The organism is Streptomyces daqingensis (assembly GCF_014645895.1).
GTDB classification, from domain to species: domain Bacteria; phylum Actinomycetota; class Actinomycetes; order Streptomycetales; family Streptomycetaceae; genus Streptomyces; species Streptomyces daqingensis.
In genome coordinates this window covers 1-26,409 of the sequence record NZ_BMMP01000020.1, presented here as the reverse complement: position 1 = coordinate 26,409, position 26,409 = coordinate 1, and the positions used below count along the sequence as shown (strand labels likewise).

Below are 26,409 nucleotides of genomic sequence, written 5' to 3'. Positions count from 1 at the left end.
GTTGCGACCCCGAGCCGTGGATGGGAGCACCCCTTGGCATGTGATCTCTGGCTGGTCCCCCTCGTCGACGTGCTGTGCCACAGCACGGACAATCCGTTCGCCGAGGAGATCGCTGCGTACGACAAGGTGCTGACGGACGCGGGCCTGCCTCCCGTGCCCGTCTACAACTACATGCCGGGCCTCTCCGGCGAGGTCGCCCCCGTCGCCGGCTTCGACTACGAGGCGCTGCACTTCCTCCGTCGCGCCCACCTGCTGCAGCTGTGCGGGCTGGAGGTCACGCCCGTCGACGAACTCGGCGGCGACTACGAGCAGTTGCTGGAGATGTTCGAGGCCACGGCGCAGCAGTCGCACCTCGTGTGGCACTACGACCACGCGGGCGCCTACGTCCCCGTCGACTTCAACGCGCCGCTCGCGGACGAGGAGTTGCTGGAGGGCGGCGGTCCGCTCGGGTCCAGCCACGGGCTGCTGCGCGAACTGGAGTCCGTGGCGCCGTGCCTGGGCATCGACGCCGCCAACCCTCCGCCCACGCCGCCCGCGCCGTCGCGCCCCACCGACCTCGAGGAGCCCGCGGACTCCCCGGTCGACTACGGGCAGGGGCCGTTCGCGCGGGAGCGGCACGTGTGGCTGGGACTGCACGCGGCGGCGACGCGGAGCCTGGCGCAGGGCTCCATGATCGTCTTCAGCTGAGCGGCCTCCGGCGCACGGCAGTCCCGAGTGTCCGGCAGCCCCGGGTGTCCGGCAGTTCCGGGTGTCCCGGGTTCCGGAACCGGGCCTCCGGGACTTGCGAGGAGGTGCTCTCGAACCGGCCTTGCGGGACAGCCGAGTTCAGGCCACGGCCCGTGCGGGCCGGAGCCCGGCCGCGTCAGTGCGGATCCTCCGGTGGGCGCTGGCGCGGCATGGCCGGGCGGGGGCCGCGCGCGAACGGGGAGCGGCCGCTCTGCGGCTGGCGGCACGCCTCGTGCGAGCGCGAGGGGCGGGCTGCCGCCCACTGCGGCCGCAGGGGTAAGCGGCCCGCACCCGATTCGAGCATCCAGTCGGCCGTCTCGGCGCGCACGATCTCCGAGACGTCCTCCGTGAAGCGGCGCAGCAGGGCGAGGCCGCGGTCCGCGGCGTCCCCCGCGCTGCCCTCCGTCGGGCCGAGCACCTCGCGGATCGCCTCCGACGCCCAGTCGTACTGCAGCGTCTCCAGCCGCCGTTGGACGGCCTGCGCCGTCGCGACGTCCCGCATCCAGCCCGTCGTCAGCCCGGAGCAGCGGTCGGCGCCGAGGCAGACGGCCGCCCCCAGCAGCGCGAGATAGCCCCAGGCCGCAGCCGTTCCGGGCAGCGTCCCGGTGAGTGCGAGCACCGGCACGACCGCGCCCGCCGTCGCCCCGAGCGCCGCTCCCGCCCGTAGGAGCCGGGCCCCGCGGCGCTTGCGGACGCGGTCGGCGAGATACGAGTCGGCGAGGTGCAGGGCACGCTGCTCCACCCACGCGTAGAGCTCGTCGAGCCGCCGGGCGGGGTCGTTCCAATCGCCGAGGGGGAAGCCGCGGCCCTCCGCGACCGCACGCTCTGCCCGCCCCTTCCGGCAGGCGCCCTCGCACCGCATCTCCGGCTGACTCACCGCGCCACTCCCCACAGCACCCCGCATCAGGCCACCCGACATCACGCCTCCCCCCGGCACTCCGCCTTCGGAACGCTCGGGGGATCTTCCTACCGCCACGCGTGGGCACGCAATGCCGCTTTCCTTCCGAACTGCCCGGTACAGGGGCACTGTTCAGCACCTGGGCGGATTCGGCGGTCGTCCGTCTCTCACCCGAAAGAGTTCACAGAGGGGCGCTGTCCCTCGAAGGCGCGTCCCGGCACCGGGCGCGACAGGGTGCGGACAGGGGACGGTTCCGCCCCGTCTAGGCTGCTCCCGTGAGGATTCTGGTCATCGGCGGCGGCGCCCGCGAACACGCCCTGTGCCGCTCTCTTTCGCTCGACCCCGAGGTCACCGCCCTGCACTGCGCGCCCGGCAACGCCGGGATCGCCGAGGTCGCGACGCTCCACGCGGTCGACGCCCTGGACGGCGCGGCCGTCTCGGTTCTCGCGGAGACGCCGCAGGTGAAGGCGGATCTCGTCGTCATCGGGCCGGAGGCCCCCCTGGTCGCCGGCGTCGCGGACGCCGTACGCGCGAGGGGCATCGCCGTGTTCGGCCCGTCGGCCGAGGCCGCACGGCTGGAGGGGTCGAAGGCCTTCGCGAAGGACGTGATGGCCGCGGCGGGCGTGCCCACGGCACGCAGCCACGTCTGCACCACCCCCGAGGAGGCCGACGCCGCGCTCGATGCGTTCGGCCCGCCGTACGTCGTCAAGGACGACGGACTCGCCGCCGGCAAGGGCGTCGTCGTGACCGGCGACGTCGAGGAGGCCCGCGCACACGCCCGCGCCTGCGAACGGGTCGTCGTGGAGGAGTTCCTCGACGGTCCGGAGGTCTCGCTGTTCGCCGTCACGGACGGCGAGAGCGTGGTCCCGCTCCAGCCCGCGCAGGACTTCAAGCGGGCCTACGACGGCGACGAGGGCCCCAACACCGGCGGAATGGGCGCCTATTCGCCGCTGCCGTGGGCGGACCCCGGCCTCGTGCGGGAGATCGAGCAGTCGGTCCTCCAGCCGACGGTCGACGAGATGCGCCGGCGGGGGACGCCTTTCTCGGGGCTGCTCTACGCCGGGCTCGCCCTCACCTCGCGCGGGCTGCGCGTCATCGAGTTCAACGCGCGCTTCGGCGACCCGGAGACGCAGGCCGTGCTGGCCAGGCTCCGCACTCCGCTCGCGGGTCTGCTGTACGCGGCGGCCACCGGGCGGCTGGCGGAGTTCCCGCCGCTGCGGTGGAGCGACGAGGCGGCGGTCACCGTCGTCGTGGCGGCCAGGGACTACCCGTCGGCGCCGCGCACCGGCGACGTCGTCGAAGGTCTCGAAGAGGTGGCCGAACGGGACGCACCCGGCGCGTACGTGCTGCACGCCGGGACGAAGCGCGACGCCGGGAACCGCGTGGTGAGCGCGGGAGGACGCGTCCTCTCCGTCACCGCGACGGGCGACGGGCTCAGGGAGGCGCGTGAGCGCGCCTACGCCGCCGTCGGGCGTATCGGCCTCGACGGCTCGCACCACCGCAGGGACATCGCGGCGAAGGCCGCGGAGTAGGCGCCGCGGCGAAGGCCGCGGAGTAGACCGCAGCGGAGGCAGCGGAGCAGGCTGACGGCGCTTGCGGCTCCGTGGCGGGGTCGGTGCTGGTGCGGGGGTGAGGCGGACGCCGACCACGAGTGCCCCGGGTGCTCCTGTCGCCTTCGGCCCCCGACGCCGCAGCGTCCGTGGCTGCCGGGCCGCGGTACGCCGCTCCCGTGGGCCGCGGCAGCCCATGCGGCACCCGGGGCTTTAGCCGCATAAGGGACACCTCGCTCACCCTCGACAACGCAAGAGCTCTGCCCAAAGCCATTCCATCGAGTGACCGCGCCGCGGAGCGGCTGACGCGTCCGGAGGCCCCAACTAGGGTTCCGCGCAAGCCGTATGGCTCCTCCCCGACTGGCCCCGCGCACGTTGCGCTGTCATCGCGCGGTGCCACAGTGGGGAGATCCGAGGGCCGGAAGGCCCGAGCAGACTGTCTGGGGGTGAGCAGTTCGTGGTGGGCCGGCAGGCAGGCGCGCGCTCGGCGCGCTCACACGCACTCTCCGTGCTCCGCATCCGCGGCGCGGCCCTCGCTCTCGCCCTGGTGCCCGCGGCAGCGGCGGTCGTCCTCTTCGCAGGGGAGCGCACGGGCAGCATCGGCCCGGAGTGGCAGGGCGTGCGCTGGGCGGTGACCGCCGTGGCGCTGGCGGTGCTCGGCGTCGCGGCCGCGGTCGGCGCCGTGATCGTGCGGGCCAGGCCGGCGGTGGCGCCCACGGTCGCCCTCGACGAACGCTCCGCCCCCGACCTGTACAACCTGGTGCGCGAGCTGGCCGACCGTCTGGACGTCCCCGCGCCGTCGGCCCTCGCCCTCACCCCAGACTGCGACAGCTGGCTGGAGGACCGCACCCACCGCTCGCACACCGCCGACGCCGACGGGACAGCGGGCGCGGGCTCCGGTGCGGGCGGTGGCGCCGGGACGGCCCTCCGCGTCCGCCGGCGTCCGGCTCCCGTCCTGGTGATCGGGTCGCCCTTCCTGTGGTGGATGCGGGTCGCGGAGCTGCGGGCGCTGCTCGCCCCCGTCGTGGCGGGTACAGGTCCCTCGGCGCATCCCGACATAGCCGCTGCGCGGCGGTTCGTGCGCGGCCTCGACGCCGCCGTCGCCGTGGCCGAGCACCCCGCCGACGCGGGGGCCGGGCCGGCTGGGGTCCTGCGGCGCCTCGGCCTGCGCTTCGCGGGCGGCTGCGCCCGCCTCATGCTCCGTGCCTGCGTGCCGCACGCCGCCGAGATGGAGCGCGGCGTGGCCGCGGCGGCGGCCCACCGTGCACAGGGTGTGGATCACGCACTGCGCACGTCCGCCCAGGAGCAGGTCGGTCTCGCCTACGCCGGCTGGGACCGCCTCCTGACGCGCGTCGCCCTGCCCGCCTGGCGCATCGGCCGGTGGCCCGCCCGGCTGGACGCCGGCGTGGTCTCCGCTCTGACGGAGCTCTCGCACCGGGACAGCCTCGCGGGGGGCTTCACCTCCCGCCTCGGGGAGCGGCCGGCCTGCGACCTGCTCGACTCCCCCGGCGCGGTCGACGAGTCGATCTCGCTGCTGGCGGCCCGCCTCTTCCACGGCGGTCCGGCCGAATCCGGCCCCGGCTGGTCTCCGGTGGACTGGCAGGAGTACCCGGAGGAGGTCGTGGACCGCATATGGCGTACCCATGCCGCCCGTCTCTTCACCGAGCTCGACGCGCTGGACGGGCCCGGCGCCCGGGGTGCCGGGCGGGCCGGGTCGGACGGCGCGGGAGCTCTCCCGGGGCCCACGCTGTCCCGTGTCATGGAGCGGCTGTCCGGGAGCGAGGGGGCCGACGGAGAGGCTCTGGCAGCCCGGATAGCGGCCGCGGTCGCCCGTGAGGAGGCGGAGAACGTGGGGGAGGCCGCGCTGGTGGCCCCGCTCGTCGCGGCCGTGGGCGGTACGGGGGCGGCGGCGCCCATGGGGCTGCCGCTGCAGCCTCCCCGCGGCGGGCGCGAGGTCATGACGGAGCACGTCACCGCGGTCGTCTGCTGTGCGGCTGTGGACACTGCCGGTGCGGTCGCAGGCCTGGACTGGCTCGACGGCCCGGCGCTCTTCGTCGGCGGTGAGCGCGCCGCGGATCTCAGCGGCCCCGTGCTGGCGCTCGTCGAGGAGGCCGACGTCCAGCCGCTGAGGAACTGGCTCGCGAGGGTCGGCGTCCGAGCGGAGAAGCCGGTGCGGCTCGTCTGAACCGTCCGTTCCCGGGCGCCCCTCTTCCGCAGCTGTTCCCGGCGGCCCGCCTGCGTCCGGGACGGCCGCTCCTGGCTGCCGCTCCGGCGCGAACGTCTCGCACGACCGGCCACCTAGTACCTCTGTCCGAGACCGAGTGCTTGTATCGGCCAAATGAGCGACCAAGGGTGATGCTGCGCTCGCGTAATGTGATGGGCTGAAGCCGCGGGGGCGACAAATGTGGACTGGGGAGAGTCACAGGTGGGGACCGAAGACATCCGGCGCTGGGAGTCGGGGGCGCTCGCGCACGCGGCCACGGACCCGTTCGGCCAGGGGCCGCTCCCCTGGCTCCGGTTCGGTGAGCAGTACTTCGACAACGGCCGCATGGTCCCCTGGTACGTGGACCAGACGGGGCTGGAGGGCCTGCTCCCCGGCGAGTCCCTCAGCCAGCCCGGGGTGGGCCGCCCCAGGACCGCCGACGACGTGCACTGCCAGATCAAGGGGTTCGCCGGCAGCGACGGCGGCACCGCGCCGGGGGACTCCCTGGACTTCCGGATCACTGTCGACCCTCCCCAGGCTTTCGCCGTCGACGTGTACCGCGTCGGCCACTACGGCGGCATCGGCGCGACGAAGATCACCACCAGCCCCCGTCTCTCCGGCATCCGGCAGCCCGCACCCCTGACCGCCGATCGCACCGTCTCCTGCCACAACTGGTGGCTCTCGTGGCGGCTCCAGGTCCCCTCCCACTGGTCGACAGGCGCCTATGTGGCGGTTCTCACCACCGCGGACGGACGGCACCGCTCCCACATCCCGTTCACCGTCCGCGACCGCGACCCCGCGGACCTGCTGGTCGTCCTCCCCGACCTCACCTGGCAGGCCTACAACCTCTTCCCCGAGAACGGCCGCGACGGCGCCAGCCTCTACCACGCCTGGGACGACGACGGGCGCCTGCTCGGCGAGGAGGACGCCGCCGTCACCGTCTCCTTCGACCGCCCCTACGCGGGCGCCGGCCTCCCCCTGCACATCGGCCACGCCTACGACTTCATCCGCTGGGCCGAGCGCGTCGGATACGACCTGGCGTACGCCGACGCCCGCGACGTCCACGCGGGCCGCGTGGATCTCGCCGCCTACCGCGGAGTGATCTTCCCGGGGCACGACGAGTACTGGACGGTGCCCATGCGGCGCTCCGTCGAACGGGCCCGTGACGGCGGCACCTCGCTCGTCTTCCTCTCCGCCAACACCATGTACTGGCAGGTGGACTTGGACCCGCTGCCCGGCGGGTCGCCGGACCGGCTGCTGACCTGCCGCAAGCGCCGGGGCCCGGGCCGGTCCGCCCAGTGGCGTTCCCGGGGCGAGCCGGAGCAGCACGTCCTGGGCGTCCAGTACGCGGGCCAGGTCCCGGAGCCGTACCCGCTGATCGTGCGCAACAGCGAGCACTGGCTGTGGGAGGCGACGGGGGCGGGCGACGGCGACGAGCTCCCGGGCCTCGTGGCCGGCGAGGCCGACCGCTACTTCCCCCGTACGAGCCTCCCGGAGTACACCGAGCGCGTCCTGCTCGCCCACTCCCCGTACCAGGACACGGGCGGTGCCCGCCGCCACCAGGAGACGTCGCTGTACCGGGCGCCGTCCGGCGCGCTGGTCTTCTGCTCGGGCACCTTCGCCTGGACGCCCGCGCTGGACCGGCCCGGCCACGTCGACTCCCGCGTGCAGCGGGCGACGGCCAACCTGCTGGACCGCGTGTGCAAGAGCGGCTGACCGCCGCGGCCACGCGCACCACCCGCGCACACCGGCCGTGCGAACCAGCCGTGCGCACCCGCGGCCCCGCAGCCCCGTACGCCGGGTAAGCGCGGCCGGTGCGCGCTCGCTGGGCCCGGCGGCCGCACGCCCCTTCCCTGACCGGACCGCCCCGGCGTGTGTGCGGGGGCCCGTACGGGACAATCGGTATCCGGAGCCGTGCCAACCCCCGGAGGAGCAGTGTCCGGATTCGTCGAGAAGCCCGAGCCAGTGCAGGTACCGGGCCTGCTGCATCTGCACACCGGCAAGGTGCGCGACCTGTACCGGAACGAGGCGGGCGATCTGGTGATGGTGGCCAGCGACCGCGTCTCGGCGTACGACTGGGTGCTTCCCACCGAGATCCCCGACAAGGGCCGGATCCTCACCCAGCTCTCGCTGTGGTGGTTCGAGCAGCTGGCGGACCTCGTGCCGAACCACGTGATCAGCACCGAGGTTCCGGCCGGCGCACCCGCCGACTGGGAAGGGCGCACGACGGTGTGCCGTTCGCTGCGCATGATCCCGGTCGAGTGCGTCGCGCGCGGTTACCTCACGGGCTCGGGTCTCGCGGAGTACGAGCAGGCCCGCACGGTCTGCGGGCTCGCGCTCCCCGAAGGCCTCACCGACGGTTCGGAGTTGCCCGGCCCGATCTTCACACCCGCCACGAAGGCCGCCGTCGGCGACCACGACGAGAACGTCAGCTACGAGGAGGTCGCGCGCGAGGTGGGTGCGGAGACCGCCGCCCAGCTCCGTCAGTTGACCCTCGCGGTCTACCAGCGGGCACGTGACGTGGCCCTTGACCGCGGCATCATCCTCGCCGACACGAAGCTGGAGTTCGGGCACGGTACGGGCGGGGACGACGGCATCGGCGTCCCGGCCGAGAACCACGTCGGCCTGTTCCTCGGCGACGAGGTCCTGACCCCCGACTCGTCCCGTTTCTGGCCGGCCGACCAGTGGCAGCCGGGCCGCCCGCAGCCGTCGTTCGACAAGCAGTTCGTCCGCGACTGGCTGTCCGGGTCTGATTCCGGCTGGGACCGGAACGGCCAACTCCCGCCCCCGCCGCTGCCGGAGAAGATCGTGGAGCAGACACGGGCGAAGTACGTGGAGGCCTACACCCGGCTCACGGGCCTCGACTGGGCCTGAGGGCACCCCGCCCCAAGGCCGTTCCTGCGACTACGAGTAGGGGCCCCGGCCGTAGACCGGGGCCCCTACTCCGTGTGCACACCGCGTGTGCACGGCCGAGCGGACGACGAGGTTCGAACTCGCGACCTCAACCTTGGCAAGGTTGCGCTCTACCAGCTGAGCTACGTCCGCAGGAGCCGACCGGATCTGCTCGATCCCCGCGGCTCGGCTCCACTATAAACCAAACACAGAGCCGCCTCACCGGAGTCGAATCTTCCGATGGAGAGGGTGCATACGGGGGCAGAAGCGCCCCACACGACGGCCGGCCAGGAATTGCTGCCGGTCCGAGGGGTGTTGGAAGCCTTCGTTTTTTCTATGCTCGGATTCCTGTCCAGGCTCGTGGGACACAAAGCTTTGACGACCACCCACTGCACGGGCCCAGCAGGCGACCGAAGTGGGGGAGACCAGCTTGAGTACCAACGAGATGTCCTATCTCGGTCTCACCGAGGAGCAGGAGCAGATATACCGGCTGTGCCTCCGTGAGCCGGGGATCGGGATCGACGGGCTGATAGACCAGCTCCGGCTGTCGCCGCACGCGGCACGCGAGGAGCTCGGCCGTTTGCGCGAGTTGGGGCTGCTGCGCGGTGGCGGAACGCCGCAGCAGGAGGCCGGGAGCGGCACCGACGAGGACGGGCTGGCCGCCGCCGATCCGGACGTGGCGGTGGCGCGCCTGCTGGACCTCCGCCTCCACGAACTGCACGAGAAACTGCAGCAGGTCACCGAGCTCCAGCCGCTGGTGGCCTCGCTCCGCCCGGAGAGCACGGCCCAGCAGCCGCCGACCGTCGTGGGCATCGAGCAGATCACCGATCCGCCCAAGATCCGTGACCGGATCGACGACTTGGCCTTCTTCGCCCGCGAAGAGGTCTCCCTGGTGGAGCCGGCGACCGCGCTCCGGCCGGAGGACATCGAGCAGGACCGGCCGCGGGTGCTCCGCTGCCTGCGCAGGGGGCTGAGCGTCCGCACGGTCCTCGTCCGCAAGGCCCTGGACCACGCCCCGACGGTCTCCTACCTGCGCGAACTGGAGTCGCACGGGGCGCGGGTGCGGCTGATCAGCCACACCACGGCGAAGATCCAGATGTACGACCGCCGCACCGCCGTCGTGCCCGTCCACCCCGAAGAGAGCTCGCGCGGCGCGCTGTTCGCGCAGGAGAGCGGGCTCGTCTCCAACATCCTCGCCATGTTCGAGTCGATATGGGCGGAGTCGGACGATCTCGGCGCCCTGCTGGGGGAGCGCCGCTCCGAAGGCGAGGACGGTCCGTCCGAACTGGAGCGGATGGTCCTGCGGGCGATGTGCTCCGGGGGCAAGGACGAGGCGGGGGCCCGCGATCTGGGCGTCTCGGTCCGTACGTACCGGCGCTACATCGCCGACCTCATGCAGCTGCTCGGCGCGGGCAACCGTCCGCAGGCGGCGCTGCTGGCCCGCGAGCGCGGCTGGATCTGACGCCAGGCGCCGGGGGCGGGCGCCGAAAAGACGGGGTGGTGCCGGACTTCGGTCCGGCCGCCTGACCCGTCGCCGTCACGCCCGCCCGGGACTCAGCGACGGCGCCTCGCGCAGCCCGAACCGGTGCCGCAGCGCGGAGCGGGCGGCCAGATACCCGGACATGCCGTGCACACCGGGGCCGGGCGGTGTGGACGCCGAGCAGAGGAAGACGCCCGGCAGCGGCGTGCGGTGCGGGTCCAGGTAGGGCACCGGACGGGCCACCGACTGGTAGAGCGTCATGGCGCCCGCTCCGATGTCGCCGCCCACGTAGTTCGCGTTGTACTTCTCGTACTCGCTCGCGGGGATGCCGCGGGCCGCGAGGACGGTGTCGCTGAACCCGGGCGCGTACTTCTCGATGCGGGTGCGCAGCAGTTCGACGGGGTCGCGCGGATCGCCGTTGGGTACATGGGCGTACGCCCACACGGGCCGCTTCCCGTCACGTGCCCGCCCGGGGTCGGTGACGGCGGGGTCGACGAGCAGGACGAAGGGCTCGTCTGTGCGTTCGCCCCGTACGGTCAGGTTTTCCTGGCGGGCGACGGCTTCACGCGTCCCGCCCAGGTGGACGGTTCCCGCCCGTCCGAGCTCCGGGTTGGTCCACGGGACGGGCCCTGAGACGAGGAAGTCGGCCTTGGCGGCGCCGGGGCCGTACAGGTACCGCCTCAAGTGCCGGGCGTAGCCGGCGGGAAGCCGGTCCCCCGCCATCTCCAGCAGCTGTGTGGGTGCGGTGTCGAGCAACACAGCGCGTACGCCGTCGAACTGCCGCAGGTCGGTGACGCGCGTCGATGTGTGGAACGTCCCGCCGTGCGCGCGGATGTCGTCGGCCATCACCTCGGCGATGCGCTCGCTGCCGCCGCGGGGCAGGGGCCAGCCCGGACCGTGCGCGAGGTGCCCGAGCAGCATCGCGACCGAAGCGGACGCCAGGCTCGGCAGCTTGCCGACGGCGTGCGCGGCGACGCCCGCCAGCAGAGCCGGGGCGACGTCCTCGCGGAAGCCCCCGAGGAGGCGGCCGCCGGGCGAGCCGGTCCGCGAGCCGAGCCGCGTGCCGTGCGCGGGCAGCCGCGCCGCGAGCAGCAGCGGCGCGAGGAGGTCGCGCGGCACGGACCGCTGGCCGCTCATGAAGAAGTCGACCAGGCCGGTGCTGTGCTGGAGGAGCGGCGCCATCAGGCGGCGCCAGGCGGGCCCGTCCTTTCCGAGGACTTCGCAGGTGGTGTCGAGATCGCCGTAGGCCAGACCGGCGCGTCCGTCGTCGAGGGCGTGCGCGTACGCGACGGGCGGGTTGAGCAGTTCCACGCCCCGCTCCGGGAGCTGGAACTCGCGGAAGAAGGGCGAGGCGGCGGCCATCGGGTGGACGGCGGAGCACACGTCGTGGCGGATGCCGCTGTCGAAGATCGCCTCGCCGCGCAGGCCGCCCCCGACGGTCTCGGCCGCTTCGTACAGTTCGACGCGCAGTCCGGCCCGTGCCATGGTCACCGCGGCGGCGAGGCCGTTCGGGCCGGTGCCGACGACGGCCACATCGGGTGTCACAGAGTGTTCTCCGCCGTGTCCACGGTGCTCACGGTGCCCGCGTGCGCCGGCTCCGGCACCTGCGCGGGGGGCTCCGTCATGTGCGCCGCCTGGAGCTGGGAGTTGGCCAGCCGGTGGTACAGCGCGCTCCGCTTCATCAGTTCGTCGTGCTTGCCGGAGTCCTGCACCCGCCCGTCGGCCATGACGACGATCTTGTCCGCGTCGACGACGGTCGAGATACGGTGCGCGATCGCGATGACGGCGCAGCGCGAGGAGACCTTGCTGAGCGTCTCGCGGAACTCCCGCTCGGAGTCGGAGTCCAGGTGGGAGGTGGCCTCGTCGAGGAGGAGCACGGCGGGCTTCTGCAGCAGTGCGCGCGCGATGCACAGGCGCTGCCGCTGGCCGCCCGAGAGGCCGCTGCCCTGGTCGCCGAGTTCGGTGTCCAGGCCGTCCGGCATCGCGTCGACGACCTTGGTGAGACCCGCCAGTTCGAGGACTTCGCGGATCTGCTCGTCGCTCGCGTCCGGCTCGGCGTACACGACGTTCTCGCGGATGGTGCCGCGCATCGCGGCGGTGTCCTGCTGGACGTACCCGACCAGGCCGCGCAGCGTGCTCAGCGGCATCGTCTCTATGTCCTTGCCGCCGACGAGGATGGCTCCGCCGTCCAGCGCGTGGAAGCGCTCCACGAGCTGGAAGAGCGTGGTCTTGCCCGCTCCTGACGGGCCGACGATGGCCGTCATACCGCGCGACGCCACCGAGAAGGTCACGTCGCGGAGCGTCTCCGCGGCGTCGTCCCCGGCGCTGTAGCTGAAGCGGACGTCGCGGAACTCCACGGCCTCCTTGTCCGCCGACAGCGACTTCTTGGCCGGAGCGGGCTTCGACTTGTGCCGCATCCTGTCCAGGACGCCGCCCTCCTGCGGGAGGACGGTGAGCTCGTCGACCCTGCGGATCGCGGCGCGCCCCTGCTGGAACTGCCCGATGGCGAGGAAGAAAAGGACGAGCGGGGAGACCATGTAGAAGAGGTACATCACGAACGCGGTGAGGTCGGCCATCGACATCGTGCCGCGGGTCACCCGCGTCATGCCGACGCCGACGACGACGGCGAGCGCCGCCTGCGTCCCCACGTTCATGGCCGGCATGAACAGCGCGTTGAGCCCGTTGACGCGCACGCCCGAGTTGCGGGCCTTCCAGGCCAGGAGGCCTATCCGGTGCGTCTCGCGGTCCTCCGCGCGGGACGCCTTCACCGTCGGCAGCGCCGACAGCGCGCGCTGCACGTCCGAGCCGTACTGGCTGGTGTCCTCGCGGTTGACCATCGCGGCGCGGCGCACGCTGCGCGCCAGGAAGAGGGAGACCGCGCTGGCGATGCCGAGGCAGGCCAGGGTGATCAGCATCATCCACACGTCGATCAGGAACATCACGATGACGCCGCCGGCCACCGTGAAGCCGTTGATGACCAGTTGGGCGAGGCTCTGCGAGAGTGCGATCTTCGCCAGCGAGGTGTCGGCGACGGTGCGGGTGAGGACGTCGCCCTGCTGCTGCTTGCCGTACGCGGTGAGGTCGACGCGCAGCAGCCGTCTGGTGAGCAGCATCCGCACGTCGTAGACGATGTTCTCGCCGGCCCGGCCGATGAGGTACGACTGCAGTGCCGAGAACGCCCCGTCCACGCAGAACAGCACGACGAGAAGGATGATCGAGGCCGCGAGCGGCTTGTTCTGCCCGGCCTGCTTGATCAGTTCACCGATCGCGTAGGGCTGGGCGAGCTGCGCCGTGACGCCGATCAGCCCTACGACGATGCCGGTGGCCAGGAGCGCCCTGTGGCGCCGTGCGAGATACCAGACGGCAGCCGGCCCGGGTCCGCCGCCGCGCCTGCGCGCGTGCGCCGGTCCGATCCGGTCGTCCTGACCCTCCACGTGGAGGGTCCTGGAACTCGCCTTCGCCTCCAGGGTGCTCATGGCGCTCACCTCAATTGCGGGTGTAGGTGCTGACGAACATGGGGGAGTCCTCGGTCCAAGGGGTCTCCTTCCAGTCCGCCCAGCGGTCCGCCGGCTGCAGGCCGGCGGCCTGGGCGTACGCGTCCACCTCGTCCGGCGTCGTGAGCCTCGCCAGCTCGGAGCCGATGGACGACTTGCCGTCCTCGAACCAGATGTGCGAAGCGTGCCACAAGCCGTTGTCGAGGAGGGTGGAATACGTCTGCAGCCCTGTGTTCGGCTGGGGATACGGGATGAAGTACGAGGTGCGCTGCTGGCCTTCGTGCAGCGCCCGTACACCGCCCGCGTTGGAGGTCTCCACCACGAGCTTGCCGCCGGGCGCGAGGCGGTCGGCCGCACGCTGCATGGCATCGCGCTGGGCGTCGGCCTCGAGCAGCATCGAGAAGGTGGCGCAGACGCAGTAGACGAGCTTGTACTGGTCGTCGTCGGTGTACTTGCGGATGTCGCCGTGCACCGCCTCGACGTCCGCGTCGGCCTCCTTCGCCTTCGTCTTCAGCTGCTCCAGCATCTCGGGCGACGAGTCGACACCCGTGACGGGGAAGCCCCGCTGGGCCAGCGGAATCGCCACCCGCCCGGTGCCGACGCCGAATTCGAGCGCCCGCTCGCCGGGTGCGGGGTGCAGTGCGGCGAGCTTCGCGACGGTCGGCTCGGTGTAGGGACCGCTGGGGAAGATCCTGTCGTAGAAGCCGCCGAACTGGCGTCCGTAGCCGATGTCGTCCACGGAAGTCATCAGGGCCTCCTCTCGGTCTCGTTGGGGGCGGCGGGCTACTTCTTCTTGGCGAGGTTCAGAGCGAGGTATCCGGCGATGACGATGCCGATGACGGCGATGACGATCGATGCAGTGGACATGTGACCCCTTTCGGGAATCCGGTTGTGGTTCACCCGTCCCCACAGGTTCGCGGGACGGACAGTCTGTGCTCGGTCAGGCCGGCTGGACGGGCACTTCCTCGCGGGAGTCGTCCCGTATGTGCGATTCGTAGGACGGCCGGGAGCTGCGTGCCGCCGCGGCGGGTTCCGGCTCGACGGCCATCGGGGTGTAGGGCGAGACGAAGATGACCTCGGGGTCGTTCTCCTCGTATCCGGTGGCTCGGACGAGGGTGAACTGGAAGCCCTTCACGTCGTCCGCCTTGCCCTCCTCCTGCAGCCGGTGGCGCAGGAACGCGCAGAGCATCTTGTAGGAGGGGAGCTTCTTCAGCGCGCCGAAACCCTTGTCCAGCTGCGTGATCAGCTCGGTGACGATGTCGAAGATCGCCTTCTCGGGACGCCGGCCCGGGAACCAGAACATCTGGTGCAGCTTCCGGCCGACGATGACCTCGACCATCTTCCAGGGAGAGGTCTCCCCGTCGTGGTCCAGGGTCCGGTACAGGATGTGGTAGTCGTGCTGGGCCGGAGTCGGCGCGAAGAAGCGCCAGTTGGGGAAGAGCACCGAGAAGATGTCGATCTTCTGAGCCCTGTTGAACAGCGGGTTCGGGTGCTGCGCGGAGAGCGTGCCCAGCAGTATCGCGGCGCCGGCGGCGCGGGTGAGGCCGCCCGGGCCGGTGAAGGCGCGGGCGAGCACGGACCGGGTGCCGCGGGCCGTGCGGACCGCCGTTCCGGCCAGCGATGCGGGAGTCTGCGAGCTGGTCATCGTGCCTCCTCGGACTTGTTCCCCTCGGCGCCGGACCCGCTGCGTCCCGCGCCGCCTTCCTTCGCTTCGACCTCGTGGAGGAAGTCGAGGATGCGGCGCCCCACGTCGGTACCGAGCCGGGCGTCGGTGAGCATTGTGTCGTGGTCGGCGCCTTCCAGCACGGAGTTGCGGACGATGCGCCCGTCCCCCCGGTGCGCGGCGGCCAGTTCGTTGTGCATCAGCAGCTGTTCCGGGTCGCGGTCGACGGTCCGCTGCGCCGAAAGCACCAGCGCATGGCCACCGACGGACGGCAGATCGCCCTCGAAGGACTTGAAGTCGCGCTCGGTGGCGTCCCATTCGCGCATGCCCGCGCGCCACAGCCGGCTGTCCGCGTACTGCGCGAAGGCGCGGCTGCGGACCTCGGCGGGCAGGTTGTGCACCCAGCGGGGGCGGACCAGCATCGCGCCCATGCCCGCCCGCAGGCTGCGCGTGAACATGTTCAGGCCGTCCTTGAGGCGCTCCGCGGACTCCTTCTGCTGCTTGGAGCGGTTCAGCTCCTCCGGGTGCGAACTGTCCAGGTAGATGACGCCGTTGACCCGGTCGCCGAGCTCCCGCGCTGCGCGCCGGGCGAGTTCACCGCCGAGCGAGTGGCCGACGAGGTACACGTCCCGGCCCTCGTCCACGGCCCCGCGGACCAGGTCCACCAGGTCGTCCACGGACTCCTGGAGGCTGTACGGGGCGGGGCTGCGGTGCTTGCTGGGCCCGTAGCCGGCGCGGCTGTAGGTGATGATGCCGTAGTCGCTGTCCTCGACGAGCTTCTCCGTGATCCAGCCGAAGTGCTCGGCGGTGGAGGTCATCCCGGTGCCGAAGACGAGGACGGGTGCCGTCTCGTTGTCCGAGACCCGCTCGTTGTAGTGGAGTTCGTTGCCGTGCCGGGTGGTGAGCGCGCGGCCGTGCGGCCAGGGGTCGGTGGCCCGCATCCGGCGCATCGCGGCGAGGAACCCGGCGATCGTGATGCCGATGGCCGCCATCGACGCGGTCGCGGTCAGCGCCCGGTCGTCGCGGCCGGCCACCGCCGGGTGCGACTTGGGCGCGCTGGTGTACGCGACCATCGGGTGCATCGCCTCGAAGGCGGTGATGAACCGGCCCAGGCCCATGAAGTAGCCGTTGGCCACGTGGAACGCCGCCGCACTGGCCATGATCGGGCGGGCGAGAGCTCCGCCCTTGAGGTATGCCACCGGGAAGAGGCACTCCAGCGCGAGGACGCCGTGCGCGAGGTAACGGGAGGGTACGGGGTAGCGGTTGGTGAGCTTCCACAGGCCCTCGTGCCCGTACGTCCGCGTGCGCATGATGCCGTTGAGCGCGGAACCGTCACGCCACGGCTGCCCCAGCAGCTTCACCCAGCCGGAGACGAGGTAGGAGAGGTTCGCCTGCAGCGCCACGTACCACAACAGGGCGTCCTGCACGGCGGGTTGGGTGGAGAGCCGGGCCATTCCCGCGGCCGTCTGCACGAACGACGACACCTGGTCGGAGCCGTCCGTGCCGTAGCGGTGGCGCGGGTAGAGGGCGGCGTTGCTGAGCCCGAGGAACATGTTCGCGGCACCTCGCCAGCGGGCGTTGCCGGGTGCGAGGAGCGCCGCGCCCGCCGCGATACGGGCGATGTGCAGTGCCTGCGTGGTGCGGGGGTGGCCCACGGCGTCCAGGATGCGCCGGGTGGGCCGTGTGGAGGCGGCGTGCATGCCGCGGGCGATCGTCCAGTCGTTGAGCCCGCCGCGGCGTATCTGCCGCTGGTGGGTGATGTATTCGATGCTGGAGGTGAGTGACGTGACTGCCGTGAGGCGCTCGGAGATTGCGAGCGTGCGGTCACGGGAGATCGGGACCGGCCCGAGAAATGTCGAGGTCAGCTTTTTGGCAAGCGATTTCACGTCGGTCTCCTCGGTGCCGGTGTCCCGGGTGCGGGGGTGGTCTGAAATGTGGGGAATTTGGCAAGAGGCGTGGTGCGGCAGATATGGCGAAAAATCAGAGTGGTCAAAAATCAAAAGAACCGGATAACGGGGGATCCGGTCGGCCGGTTCTGCGGCCGGCCGACCGGGAGGAGAGTCCCCTTATTTCACGCCGCCCTGTAGAAGGGGGTACTGCACGACGGCGTGAGCGAGGAGAGGGCTGAAATCAGCCCTGGCCCGCCTCGAAGGCCGCGACCGTCGCCGAAGCGATGGCGACGCCGCCCAGGAAGGCACCCGGGGTGGCGAGCACGGGGGTGTTGTCCGCGAAGATGGCACCCTCGGCGTCGACGGCGGCCAGCTCGGCCGACTCGTTGATGTGCGAAGTGATGTCGTTCATGCGCACACTCCTGTTCTTGGTGAAGTCTTGCGACGGGATTCCGGCCTCAGGTCAGGAATTCGGCCGGCAGTTGGGCGAAGGTCAGCCGACGGCCTTGCCGGCCGCGTAGGCGCCGGTCACGACGGCCGCGCCGCCGACGAAGGCACCGGCGAGGGCGGGGGTGGCGAGAACCGGGGTGGCCTCTTCCGCGATCTCACCGTCGTGGCCCTCGTGGAGCTCGTCCTGAATCTGAAGGTTCAGCTTCGCTTCCAGCATGGAATTCCTCCTGTGCGTGTAAGACATGGCTGGCTGTGGTTCGCGAAAGTGGTCTAAGCCAGGAAGGCCCGGATTGGTCGTCGGGCGCGATTCCCCCCGTTCGGTGAGCTTTCGGTCGTCACCGTAAACTGCAGCGAAGCGGGCATCTATGCGCACGCTTACCTCTCCGTAAATGCCTGGCTCGCTTCCGCAAGGATGAAGATGCCAGCACGGGGGTGGGGCGCAGAAGAGGAATCCGTGACAGTTTGTTGCAAGGCAACGCGACAGCTTCATGCCACGGAAGGCAAAGGACTGGACCAGTTCGTTACTGGGCAGTCGGGTTTTCCAGTTCCCTGAGCTGTAAGCTCAAGTAAACCTCAGAAATTTGAAATTGGCACCAGCGGTTGCAAGGGATATTCAGGGATAGCGAGGGATATCCGAGTCCGCTGCGGTTGCGCCCTCTTCGGCCTCGCAGTTCGAACTCGTCCGAGTTCGTCCCCGCATTGCCCGGTGCGTACGGTCTGTGCCGTTACAGCCAGCCGCGCTCCCGCGCGATGCGCGCGGCCGTGTGCCGGTTCTCGGCACCCAGCTTCGCCGTGGCCGCGGACAGGTAGTTGCGCACCGTGCCCGCCGTGAGCGAGGCCCGCTCCGCGATCTCGGCGACGGGCGCGCCGTCGGCGGCGAGGCCGAGCAGCTCCGCCTCCCGTGCCGTCAGCGGGGAGTCTCCGGCGCTGATCGCGTCCGCCGCCAGCTCCGGGTCGACGTACCGCACTCCGCGGTGGACGGCCCGGATGATCTCCGCGAGCTGCTGCGCCGACGCGGTCTTCGGTACGAAGCCCCGTACGCCGACGGCGAGTGCCCGCTTGAGATGGCCGGGCCGCGCGTGGCTGGTGACGATCATAATCCTGCACGACGGCAGCGAGTCACGGAGCTGGGTCGCGACCTTCACACCATCCGCGCCCGGCATCTGCAGGTCGAGCACCGCGACGTCCGGTTCGTGGGCCCGGGCCATCGCGAGCGCCTCGGGACCGGACGCAGCCTCGGCGACGATGGTCAGATCGCCCTCCAGCGCGAGCAGAGCGGCCAGTGCCCCTCGGATCAGATGCTCGTCGTCGGCGAGAAGCACGCGGATGGGACGCGTGTCCCCGCCCGCCGCACTCTCGTCGCCGGAGCCGGACACCGGCAGATCCTCCGCGCTCACTCTGCTGTTTCCTTCCCGCCCGCGCCCTGGGCGTCGTCCGCAGGGCTGCCGATCGGGACCTCCGCCGTCAGCCGGAACGTACCTTTCCCGCTGTCCCCGGCGGAGCGCAAGGTGCCTCCCACCCCGGCGAGACGTTCCCGCAGGCCCGCGAGCCCCGAACCGGTACGCCCCTTCTCCGGGTCCCGAGCGGCGCGGTGCACGCCGTCGTTCTCCATCACCAGCAGCGCCTTGTTCCCGTCCGCGTCCGAGCCGACCCACACCGTGCACCACGTGGCGTCCGCGTGCCGCAGCACGTTCGTGGCGCCCTCGCGCACGACCCAGCCGAGCGCCGCCTGGACGGGGCCGGGCAGCGGGGCGTCGTCGCTCTTGGCGCGGCAGTCGACTCCGGCGGCACGCAGGATGCCGCGAGCACCGGCGAGTTCGGTGGAGAGGTCCGCGTCCCGGTATCCGCGCACCACCGCGCGGACTTCGGACTGCGAGGCACGGGCGATGCTCTGGACCTCCGACATCTGCTCGACCGACGCGTCCGCCGGCGCCCCGCGCCGCACCAGCTGCGCCGCCAGTTCGCTCTTGAGCGCTATCGCGGAGAGGTTCTGCCCCATCACGTCGTGCAGATCACGGCTGAAGCGCAGCCGCTCCTCGGCGACCGCCAGCCGCGCCTGCACCCCGCGCGCCTCCTCCAGCTCCCGGATGACGGCGATGTACCAGGCGGACGAGCGGCCGGTGAAGACGGAGATCAGACCGCCGGCGGCCATCACCGCCGCCGCCGCCAGCACGTTCGTCCAGGGCAGCCCGGCGGCGGCGAGCGAGCCCGCGGTGACGGCGACGTAGCCGCAGAGGAACAGGGCCGCGGTCCGGCGCGGCACCGTGATGCCGAACGTCACCGCGAAGGGTGCGAAGGCGCCGTACAGGGCCAGGCCCACGGTCACCCCGCCCTCGACGGCGTCGAGGGCGACGAGTGCCACCGTGAGCGCGGTGACGGCCCCCAGCAGCAGCGCCGGCACCCCGAAGCGGGACCAGGGCAGGGGGCGCGTGCCCAGGTAGCTGTCGAGGGCCTGGTGCAGAAGTGCCGTACACAGCAGGCACTGCACCAGGCCCGTCGCGAGTACCGCCCAGGCCAGGGAGTACGTCAGGCGACCGGGATCCGTGTTGGGCAGCAGCTGCGCGACGAAGCCCGCCAGGATCACCCACGCGTACGCGATGAGCATCCACCGCGTCGACGCTTCGACCTGCTCGGTGCTGCTGCGCTCCTGCCACCGGCGGTATCCGGGGTTCAACCACCAGCCGATCACCTTGCGGGCTCTCCTCACCGGAGCGCCTTCCGGGCTCCGCCTCGTCCGTCTATCGCCTGGGCTCCCAAGGGAACCACTTGCGTACCGCCAGCATCGACAGCACGATCCACAGCACCGCGACGCCCAGCGCCTTCAGCGAGTCCGGACCGTCCAGCGTGCCCGCCCAGCCGCCGCGCACCAGCTCCATGACCGGGGAGACGGGCAGCAGCGAGCAGATCTCCCCGAGGGTGTCGGGGAAGACGTCGAGCGGGATCACGATGCCGGAACCCACCGCCGAGATCGCGATCACCGGGAAGGTCGTGATCTGCGACGCCTCGGTGGTGCGCGTGAACGTGGCGGAGACCGCGGCCAGTCCGACCATCATCACCATGCCCAGGATCACACCCGCGGCGACGAGTTCGGGACGCTCGGGTGCGCCGAGGTCCATCAGGGCGGCCCCGCCGACCAGCAGCAGGACGCACTGCAGCACGCCCAGGACCACGGACGGCAGCGCCGCGCCCGCAAGGATCTCGCTGTCGCTCGCCTCGCCCGTCCGCAGCCGCTTGAGGACGAGCTCCTCGCGACGGGTCACGTACGCGCCCGTCAGGTTGGCGTAGACGGCGAAGATCAGCACGTAGCCGATGGAGCCGGGGACGAGGACGGTGCCCAGCGAGAGGCCGGTGCCGTCCAGGTTCATGCCACTGGCCGTCTGGCGCATCAGGAGCGTCAGCAGGATCGGGGTGGCGAGCGCGACGAAGAGCGCCGCCTTGTTGCGGAACAGCAGCGTCAGTTCGGCCCGTCCGAGCGCGGCCATCCGCCGCGCGGCCGACGAGGTGTTCATCTTGGTGCCCGGCGTGTTCGCCGGGGCGGCCTGTGTCGCGGTCATACCCGCTCCACCTCCTTCTGCTCCGGCGCCGTCCCGCCGTCGCCTGCGTGGCGGCCGGCTTCCGCCGGCGCCGCGTCGTCCTCTTCCGGCTCCTGGGCGATCTCCAGGAAGACCTCCTCCAGCGTCGCGGTGCGCGCGTGGAGGTTCTGCAGCTCGACGCCGCTCTGGCGGGCCCACATCAGCAGGTCGGTCAGCTCGCTCTGCAGGCTGGGCGTGCGGATCTCGATGCGGTTCCCGTTCAGTTCGGCGGGCGACAGCGTCGGCGGCAGCCCGGCCGGCGTGAGGCCCTCCGGCAGCGTGAAGCGGATGCGGGACGGCCGCTCCGCGACGACCTGCTCGTGTGTGCCGGCGGTGACGATGCGGCCGGCGCGCATGATGGCGAGCCGGTCGGCGAGGGCCTCCGCCTCTTCCAGGTAGTGGGTGGTCAGCAGCACGGTGGTGCCGGCGGCGCGCAGCTCGCGCACCAGCTCCCAGGTGTCCCGGCGTCCTTCCGGGTCCATACCGGTGGTCGGCTCGTCCAGGAAGAGCACCTCGGGACGCCCTATGAGGGCCATCGCCAGGTCCAGGCGCCTGCGTTCACCGCCGGAGAGCTGCTTCACGCGTACGTCAGCGCGCCGTCCGGAGAGCCCGACCTGGGCGAGCGCGTCGGCGATGGGCCGCGCGTCGCTCGTGCAGCCCGCCCACATGCGCACCGTCTCGGTGACGGTCAACTCGGAGGGGAAACCGCCCTCCTGCAGCATCACGCCCGTACGCGGCCGCACGGCGCGACGTTCGGAGTAGGGGTCGAAGCCGAGCACGCGGACCTTCCCTCCGCTCGGCTTCGCCAGTCCTTCCAGCAGTTCGACCGTGGAGGTCTTCCCTGCGCCGTTCGTCCCCAGCAGCGCGAAGATCTCCCCTTCCCGGACGGAGAAGGAGACTCCGCGTACGGCTTCGAACCCTTTTGAGTATCGCCGTTTGAGTCCTTCGACCTCGATCGCATCCATGGAGTCATCCTTCCGCGCGAACCAGGCCCCGGGGCGTGCGCGCTGTCACAAGTGCGGATGACGAACGTCATGGGACGGCCATGCGGTTCGCACAAAGGGCGGTGCGGGGCGGACCGCGAAACCGGAGGAGGCGGGAGCGGAGGGGAACCGAACCGGAAGGTCCGGGAAGACGAATAGGCCCCGGTGGGAACCGGAGCCTATTCTTTGACGGAGCGGACGACGAGGTTCGAACTCGCGACCTCAACCTTGGCAAGGTTGCGCTCTACCAGCTGAGCTACGTCCGCGTGCCTCCACCCGGCTTCACCGAGTGGCGCGTCCTTCACTGTACCCGATGGATACCGGGGCCGGTGAAGAAAGAGCGGGTGACAGGAATCGCACACTGCGCCTCCCCCTTGGAAAGGGGGCGCTCTACTACTGAGCTACACCCGCGTGGTCCGGAAGGTTTCCCTTCGCGGTGCGCCAGACTCTAGCGGATCACCCGGGGTGCATGGCAAGTCGGGCCGCCCGGCCCGCCGTACGGGCCGGGCGCGGTTCAGTGGGACGCGTTGAAGGCGTCGTAGATCTTCTTCGGGATGCGGCCGCGGGCAGGCACCTCGAACCCGTTCGATTCGGCCCACGCCCGTACCGCGCGGGGGTCGGGGGCCACGGAGGTGCGGTGGTAGGCCTTGCCCGATTTGGCCCGCTTGCGACCGGCCTCCACAAAGCGTGCGAGGTCTTCCCGCAGTTTCTTCGCGTTGTCGAGGTTCAGGTCGACCTCGTACGACTTCCCGTCGAGTCCGAAGGAGACCGTTTCTGATGCTTCCCCGCCGTCGAGATCGTCGGAGAGTGTCACCACTACGCGTTGCGCCACGGATATCGGACCTTCCATCAGGATCGCGAAATGGATCACTCGGCTCTTCTCCGGGGCCCGCATGCGAAGACCCTGGGAGGACGTAAGTGGTCCGAAGGATTGGGGTCGGTGTCTTTATCTTTTGTACAGCGGCATGCTTTGCAATGTGAAGCGAGAGTATTTCGACTCGCGTGTCAGACCGCAATCGCGACCATACTTTTTTCACTGCTTTTTTCCCAGAGCTGCGACTCGTCCGCCCGGAAGGGCGGGGAGAACGGAAAGCGCGGGCATCCCGTATCAACGCGCGTAGAATCTCGGGACCGGTAGGCTTGCGGAGGCGTCACCGCGCAGTTGACGTCGTTCGGCGCCGTCAGAGCGTTGTTCGACGTGCGGAGGGGGCGCCGGCACTCACAGAGGCGTGAGGCACCGCTCGGCGGCGCCCGCCTCGAGCACCACCACCACACCGGGAGTACCTGTGGCTCGCGTCGTAGTCGACGTCATGCTGAAGCCGGAGATCCTCGATCCGCAGGGACAGGCGGTGCAACGCGCACTGCCCCGTCTCGGTTTCGAGGGCATCGCCGACGTCCGCCAGGGCAAGCGATTCGAACTCGAGGTGGCGGAGCCCGTCTCGGACGAGACGCTTGCCCGCGTCCACGAACTGGCGGAGAAGTTCCTGGCGAACACCGTGATCGAGAACTTCACCGTCCGCGTCGAGGACGGCGGAACCTCCGGTGACGCCTACGGGGACGCGCGGGGAGCCGTGGCGTGAGCGGGGGGCTCGGCCGCATCGGCGTCGTCACCTTCCCCGGCTCGCTCGACGACAGGGACGCTCAGCGGGCCGTGCGCCTCGCGGGCGGCGAGCCCGTCGCGCTGTGGCACCGCGAGAAGGACCTGCGGCAGGTCGACGCCGTCGTGCTTCCCGGCGGCTTCTCCTACGGCGACTACCTGCGCTGCGGCGCCATCGCCCGTTTCTCCCCGGTGATGGAGCCCCTGCTGGAGCAGGCGCGTGCCGGCATGCCCGTCCTGGGCATCTGCAACGGCTTCCAGGTGCTGTGCGAGTCGCACCTGCTGCCCGGCGCCCTGACCCGCAACGACCACCTGCACTTCGTCTGCCGCGATCAGAGGCTCCGGGTCGAGCGCGCGGACACCGCCTGGACGGGCGACTACGAACAGGGGCAGGAGATCACCGTCCCGCTCAAGAACGGCGAGGGCGGCTACGTCGCCGACGAGCGCACGCTGGACGCCCTGGAGGCCGAGGGCCGCGTCGTCTTCCGCTACGCCGGCGGCAACCCCAACGGCTCGCGCCGCGACATCGCCGGCATCACCAACGAGGCCGGGAACGTGGTCGGCCTCATGCCGCACCCCGAGCACGCCGTCGAGACCCTCACCGGTCCGACGACCGACGGGCTGGGCTTCTTCACCTCGGTACTCAAGAGGCTGGTCACCGCATGACGCGCACGACACCCGCACAGCGCCCCGTCCTCGACACCGTCGAGCACGCCTCCGGCACTCCCGGGACGGACCAGCCGTGGGCCGAACTCGGCCTCAAGGAGGACGAGTACGCGCGGATCCGCGACATCCTCGGGCGCCGGCCCACGGGCGCCGAACTGGCCATGTACTCGGTGATGTGGTCGGAGCACTGCTCGTACAAGAGCAGCAAGGTGCACCTGAAGCAGTTCGGCGAGAAGGCACCCGAGTCGGACGCGCTGCTCGTCGGCATCGGCGAGAACGCCGGCGTCGTCGACATCGGCCAGGACTACGCGGTCACCTTCAAGGTCGAGTCGCACAACCACCCCAGCTACGTCGAGCCCTACCAGGGCGCGGCCACCGGCATCGGCGGGATCGTCCGCGACATCCTCGCCATGGGCGCGCGTCCCGTCGCGGTCATGGACCCGCTGCGCTTCGGGGCCGCCGACCACCCCGACACCAGGAGGGTGCTGCCCGGTGTCGTCTCCGGCATCGGCGGCTACGGCAACTGCCTCGGCCTGCCCAACATCGGGGGCGAGACCGTCTTCGACTCCTGCTACCAGGGGAATCCCCTGGTCAACGCCTTGTGCGTGGGTGTGATGAAGCACGAGGACATCCACCTGGCGCAGGCGTCCGGCACGGGCAACAAGGTCATCCTCTACGGCGCCCGCACCGGCGGCGACGGCATCGGCGGCGTCTCCGTCCTCGCGTCGGAGACCTTCGACGAGGAGGGGCCGGCGAAGCGGCCCGCCGTGCAGGTCGGCGACCCGTTCCAGGAGAAGCTGCTCATCGAGTGCACCCTGGAGATCTTCCGCGAGCGCCTCGTCGCGGGCATCCAGGACCTCGGCGGCGCGGGACTCTCCTGCGCCACCTCCGAGCTGGCCAGCGCCGGCAGCGGCGGCATGCGCGTGGAGCTGGACACGGTGCCGCTGCGCGACTCCTCGCTCTCCCCCGAGGAGATCCTGATGAGCGAGTCGCAGGAGCGGATGTGCGCCGTCGTCGAGCCGGACAAGGTCGACCGCTTCCTCGAGATCTGCGAGAAGTGGGACGTCATCGCCACCGTCATCGGTGAGGTCACCGAAGGCGACCGGCTGGAGATCTACTGGCACGGCGAGCAGATCGTCGACGTGCCGCCCCGCACTGTCGCCCACGAAGGCCCCGTCTACCACCGCCCGTACGAGCGTCCGTCCTGGCAGGACGGCCTGCAGGCCGACGACCCCGCCGCGCTGCCGCGGCCCGCGAACGGCGACGAGCTGCGGGCCGCCGCGCTCGCGTTGATCGCGTCGCCGAACCAGGCCGCCAAGTCCTGGATCACCGACCAGTACGACCGCTACGTCCTCGGCGACACCGTCCTCGCGCAGCCGGAGGACGGCGGCATGATCCGCGTCGACGACGAGACGGGCCTGGGCGTCGCCGTCGCCACCGACGGCAACGGCCGCTACGCGAAGCTCGACCCGTACGCGGGCGCGCAGCTCGCGCTGGCGGAGTCCTACCGCAACGTCGCCGCGACGGGGGCCCGTCCGCTCGCCGTCACCGACTGCCTCAACTTCGGTTCGCCGGAGGACCCGGCGGCGATGTGGCAGTTCGCGGAGGCCTGCCGCGGCCTGGCGGACGCCTGCCTCGAACTCGGCACCCCGGTGACCGGCGGCAACGTCTCCCTGTACAACCAGACGGGCGACACCGCGATCCACCCCACGCCGGTGGTGGGGGTGCTCGGCGTCATCGACGACGTGAGCCGCCGTACGCCCATCGGCTTCACCGACGAGGGGTACCTGCTCTACCTGCTCGGTGAGACGAGGGAGGAGCTGGGGGGTTCGGCCTGGTCGCAGGTGGCCCACGGTCACCTGGGCGGCCTGCCCCCCGCCGTCGACCTGGAGCGGGAGCGGCTGCTCGCGGAGATCCTCGTGGCCGCCTCGCGGGACGGCATGATCGACGCCGCGCACGACCTGAGCGACGGCGGACTGGTCCAGGCCCTCGCGGAGTCCTGCCTGAAGGGCGGCAAGGGGGCCCGCGTGGTCGTGCCGGACGGCCTCTCGCCCTTCGTCTTCCTCTTCTCGGAGTCGCAGGGACGGGCGCTCGTCGCGGTTCCGCGCAGCGAGGAGGTCCGCTTCAACGACATGTGCTCGGCGCGCGGCATGCCCGCCGCCCGCATCGGCGTCGTCGACGGGGAAGCCGTCGAGGTGCAGGGCGAGTTCAGCATCCCGCTGAGCGAGCTGCGCGCCGCGCACGAGGCCACGCTGCCCGGGCTGTTCGGCTAGGTGTATTGACCTGATGCGTTGTTCACGCGGCTGATCGGTGGCTGGCCTGCCAGTGCGGTGTGGCACCGGTGAT

At 71.3% G+C, this 26,409-nt stretch carries 22 protein-coding genes and 3 tRNA genes; 9 read left to right on the top strand and 16 right to left on the bottom strand.

Features of this window, described 5'->3' with window-relative positions:
* Positions 1-33: 33 nt before the first annotated feature.
* Positions 34-687, top strand: coding sequence for a putative DNA-mimic protein (locus tag IEY56_RS24475; RefSeq protein WP_189039440.1), 654 nt, complete (start codon positions 34-36; stop codon positions 685-687).
* Between the two features lie 175 nt (positions 688-862).
* On the opposite strand, the gene IEY56_RS24470 is transcribed toward IEY56_RS24475, so the two are convergent.
* Positions 863-1,603 (bottom strand): SLATT domain-containing protein, encoded by a 741-nt coding sequence (locus tag IEY56_RS24470; protein WP_229712169.1) that lies wholly within the window; start codon positions 1,601-1,603, stop codon positions 863-865.
* A 296-nt stretch (positions 1,604-1,899) separates the two neighbouring features.
* On the opposite strand from IEY56_RS24470, the gene purD reads away from it, so the two are divergent.
* The 4 genes from purD (at position 1,900) to IEY56_RS24450 (ending at position 8,251) form a co-directional block, all read left to right on the top strand.
* Positions 1,900-3,156: a phosphoribosylamine--glycine ligase gene (gene purD, locus IEY56_RS24465; protein WP_189039439.1), complete on the top strand. Its 1,257-nt coding sequence runs from the start codon at positions 1,900-1,902 to the stop codon at positions 3,154-3,156.
* Positions 3,157-3,610: 454 nt separating this feature from the next.
* Positions 3,611-5,359: a hypothetical protein gene (locus tag IEY56_RS24460; RefSeq protein WP_189039503.1), complete on the top strand. Its 1,749-nt coding sequence runs from the start codon at positions 3,611-3,613 to the stop codon at positions 5,357-5,359.
* 240 nt (positions 5,360-5,599) lie between these two features.
* The gene (locus IEY56_RS24455) at positions 5,600-7,093 is read left to right on the top strand and encodes a N,N-dimethylformamidase beta subunit family domain-containing protein (RefSeq protein WP_189039438.1); all 1,494 of its coding nucleotides are present in this window, start codon (positions 5,600-5,602) and stop codon (positions 7,091-7,093) included.
* Between the two features lie 219 nt (positions 7,094-7,312).
* Positions 7,313-8,251: a phosphoribosylaminoimidazolesuccinocarboxamide synthase gene (locus IEY56_RS24450; RefSeq protein ID WP_189039437.1), complete on the top strand. Its 939-nt coding sequence runs from the start codon at positions 7,313-7,315 to the stop codon at positions 8,249-8,251.
* 98 nt (positions 8,252-8,349) lie between these two features.
* Here the strand turns inward: IEY56_RS24450 and IEY56_RS24445 are convergent.
* A tRNA-Gly gene (locus tag IEY56_RS24445) sits at positions 8,350-8,422 on the bottom strand.
* 277 nt (positions 8,423-8,699) lie between these two features.
* On the opposite strand from IEY56_RS24445, the gene IEY56_RS24440 reads away from it, so the two are divergent.
* Positions 8,700-9,731: a helix-turn-helix transcriptional regulator gene (locus IEY56_RS24440; RefSeq protein WP_189039436.1), complete on the top strand. Its 1,032-nt coding sequence runs from the start codon at positions 8,700-8,702 to the stop codon at positions 9,729-9,731.
* A 75-nt stretch (positions 9,732-9,806) separates the two neighbouring features.
* Here the strand turns inward: IEY56_RS24440 and IEY56_RS24435 are convergent, their stop codons facing one another.
* The 14 genes from IEY56_RS24435 to IEY56_RS24370 form a co-directional block, all read right to left on the bottom strand.
* On the bottom strand, positions 9,807-11,294 hold the full coding sequence (locus tag IEY56_RS24435) for a phytoene desaturase family protein (RefSeq protein WP_189039435.1): 1,488 nt from the start codon (positions 11,292-11,294) through the stop codon (positions 9,807-9,809).
* The gene (locus IEY56_RS24430) at positions 11,291-13,225 is read right to left on the bottom strand and encodes an ABC transporter ATP-binding protein (protein WP_189039434.1); all 1,935 of its coding nucleotides are present in this window, start codon (positions 13,223-13,225) and stop codon (positions 11,291-11,293) included. Before IEY56_RS24430 ends, IEY56_RS24435 begins: the two co-directional genes overlap by 4 nt.
* A gap of 10 nt (positions 13,226-13,235) precedes the next feature.
* Positions 13,236-13,991, bottom strand: a complete 756-nt coding sequence (locus IEY56_RS24425; protein WP_189039433.1) for a class I SAM-dependent methyltransferase — start codon at positions 13,989-13,991, stop codon at positions 13,236-13,238.
* A 192-nt stretch (positions 13,992-14,183) separates the two neighbouring features.
* Positions 14,184-14,888, bottom strand: coding sequence for a hypothetical protein (locus IEY56_RS24420; RefSeq protein WP_189039432.1), 705 nt, complete (start codon positions 14,886-14,888; stop codon positions 14,184-14,186).
* Complete coding sequence (locus IEY56_RS24415; protein WP_189039431.1) at positions 14,885-16,792, bottom strand: alpha/beta fold hydrolase; 1,908 nt, start codon at positions 16,790-16,792, stop codon at positions 14,885-14,887. Before IEY56_RS24415 ends, IEY56_RS24420 begins: the two co-directional genes overlap by 4 nt.
* 244 nt (positions 16,793-17,036) lie before the next feature.
* Complete coding sequence (locus IEY56_RS24410; RefSeq protein ID WP_158715428.1) at positions 17,037-17,207, bottom strand: hypothetical protein; 171 nt, start codon at positions 17,205-17,207, stop codon at positions 17,037-17,039.
* Between the two features lie 81 nt (positions 17,208-17,288).
* Entirely contained in the window at positions 17,289-17,462 is a 174-nt protein-coding gene (locus tag IEY56_RS24405) for a hypothetical protein (protein WP_158715429.1), read from the bottom strand.
* Between the two features lie 508 nt (positions 17,463-17,970).
* Positions 17,971-18,621 carry a response regulator transcription factor gene (locus IEY56_RS24400; protein WP_189039502.1) on the bottom strand — a complete coding sequence of 217 codons (651 nt, stop codon included), beginning with the start codon at positions 18,619-18,621 and terminating at the stop codon, positions 17,971-17,973.
* A 17-nt stretch (positions 18,622-18,638) separates the two neighbouring features.
* A complete protein-coding gene (locus IEY56_RS24395; RefSeq protein WP_229712168.1) occupies positions 18,639-19,952 on the bottom strand; it encodes a sensor histidine kinase in 1,314 nt (437 codons plus the stop codon).
* Between the two features lie 31 nt (positions 19,953-19,983).
* Positions 19,984-20,799 (bottom strand): ABC transporter permease, encoded by an 816-nt coding sequence (locus tag IEY56_RS24390; protein ID WP_189039430.1) that lies wholly within the window; start codon positions 20,797-20,799, stop codon positions 19,984-19,986.
* The gene (locus IEY56_RS24385; RefSeq protein ID WP_189039429.1) at positions 20,796-21,782 is read right to left on the bottom strand and encodes an ABC transporter ATP-binding protein; all 987 of its coding nucleotides are present in this window, start codon (positions 21,780-21,782) and stop codon (positions 20,796-20,798) included. Before IEY56_RS24385 ends, IEY56_RS24390 begins: the two co-directional genes overlap by 4 nt.
* 211 nt (positions 21,783-21,993) lie before the next feature.
* Positions 21,994-22,066: transfer RNA gene (locus tag IEY56_RS24380), tRNA-Gly, on the bottom strand.
* Between the two features lie 73 nt (positions 22,067-22,139).
* Positions 22,140-22,211 (bottom strand) — tRNA-Gly (locus IEY56_RS24375).
* 103 nt (positions 22,212-22,314) lie between these two features.
* Positions 22,315-22,632 carry a histone-like nucleoid-structuring protein Lsr2 gene (locus IEY56_RS24370; protein ID WP_189039428.1) on the bottom strand — a complete coding sequence of 106 codons (318 nt, stop codon included), beginning with the start codon at positions 22,630-22,632 and terminating at the stop codon, positions 22,315-22,317.
* Positions 22,633-23,086: 454 nt separating this feature from the next.
* On the opposite strand from IEY56_RS24370, the gene purS reads away from it, so the two are divergent.
* The 3 genes from purS to purL are packed head-to-tail and all read left to right on the top strand — an operon-like array spanning position 23,087 to position 26,336.
* The gene (gene purS, locus IEY56_RS24365) at positions 23,087-23,380 is read left to right on the top strand and encodes a phosphoribosylformylglycinamidine synthase subunit PurS (protein ID WP_189039427.1); all 294 of its coding nucleotides are present in this window, start codon (positions 23,087-23,089) and stop codon (positions 23,378-23,380) included.
* On the top strand, positions 23,377-24,063 hold the full coding sequence (purQ, locus tag IEY56_RS24360) for a phosphoribosylformylglycinamidine synthase subunit PurQ (RefSeq protein ID WP_189039426.1): 687 nt from the start codon (positions 23,377-23,379) through the stop codon (positions 24,061-24,063). The genes purS and purQ overlap by 4 nt, the downstream gene beginning before the upstream one ends.
* Positions 24,060-26,336: a phosphoribosylformylglycinamidine synthase subunit PurL gene (purL, locus tag IEY56_RS24355; RefSeq protein WP_189039425.1), complete on the top strand. Its 2,277-nt coding sequence runs from the start codon at positions 24,060-24,062 to the stop codon at positions 26,334-26,336. Before purQ ends, purL begins: the two co-directional genes overlap by 4 nt.
* Positions 26,337-26,409 lie beyond the last annotated feature (73 nt).

What these genes read in the sequence shown, in the direction of transcription:
- IEY56_RS24405 (WP_158715429.1), bottom strand. Translation starts at nt 17,462, where the DNA reads ATGCTGGAAGCGAAGCTGAACCTTCAGATTCAGGACGAGCTCCACGAG.
- IEY56_RS24390 (WP_189039430.1), bottom strand. Translation starts at nt 20,799, where the DNA reads ATGACCGCGACACAGGCCGCCCCGGCGAACACGCCGGGCACCAAGATG.
- IEY56_RS24425 (WP_189039433.1), bottom strand. Translation starts at nt 13,991, where the DNA reads ATGACTTCCGTGGACGACATCGGCTACGGACGCCAGTTCGGCGGCTTC.
- IEY56_RS24430 (WP_189039434.1), bottom strand. Translation starts at nt 13,225, where the DNA reads ATGAGCACCCTGGAGGCGAAGGCGAGTTCCAGGACCCTCCACGTGGAG.
- IEY56_RS24420 (WP_189039432.1), bottom strand. Translation starts at nt 14,888, where the DNA reads ATGACCAGCTCGCAGACTCCCGCATCGCTGGCCGGAACGGCGGTCCGC.
- purL (WP_189039425.1), top strand. Translation starts at nt 24,060, where the DNA reads ATGACGCGCACGACACCCGCACAGCGCCCCGTCCTCGACACCGTCGAG.
- IEY56_RS24385 (WP_189039429.1), bottom strand. Translation starts at nt 21,782, where the DNA reads ATGGATGCGATCGAGGTCGAAGGACTCAAACGGCGATACTCAAAAGGG.
- IEY56_RS24410 (WP_158715428.1), bottom strand. Translation starts at nt 17,207, where the DNA reads ATGAACGACATCACTTCGCACATCAACGAGTCGGCCGAGCTGGCCGCC.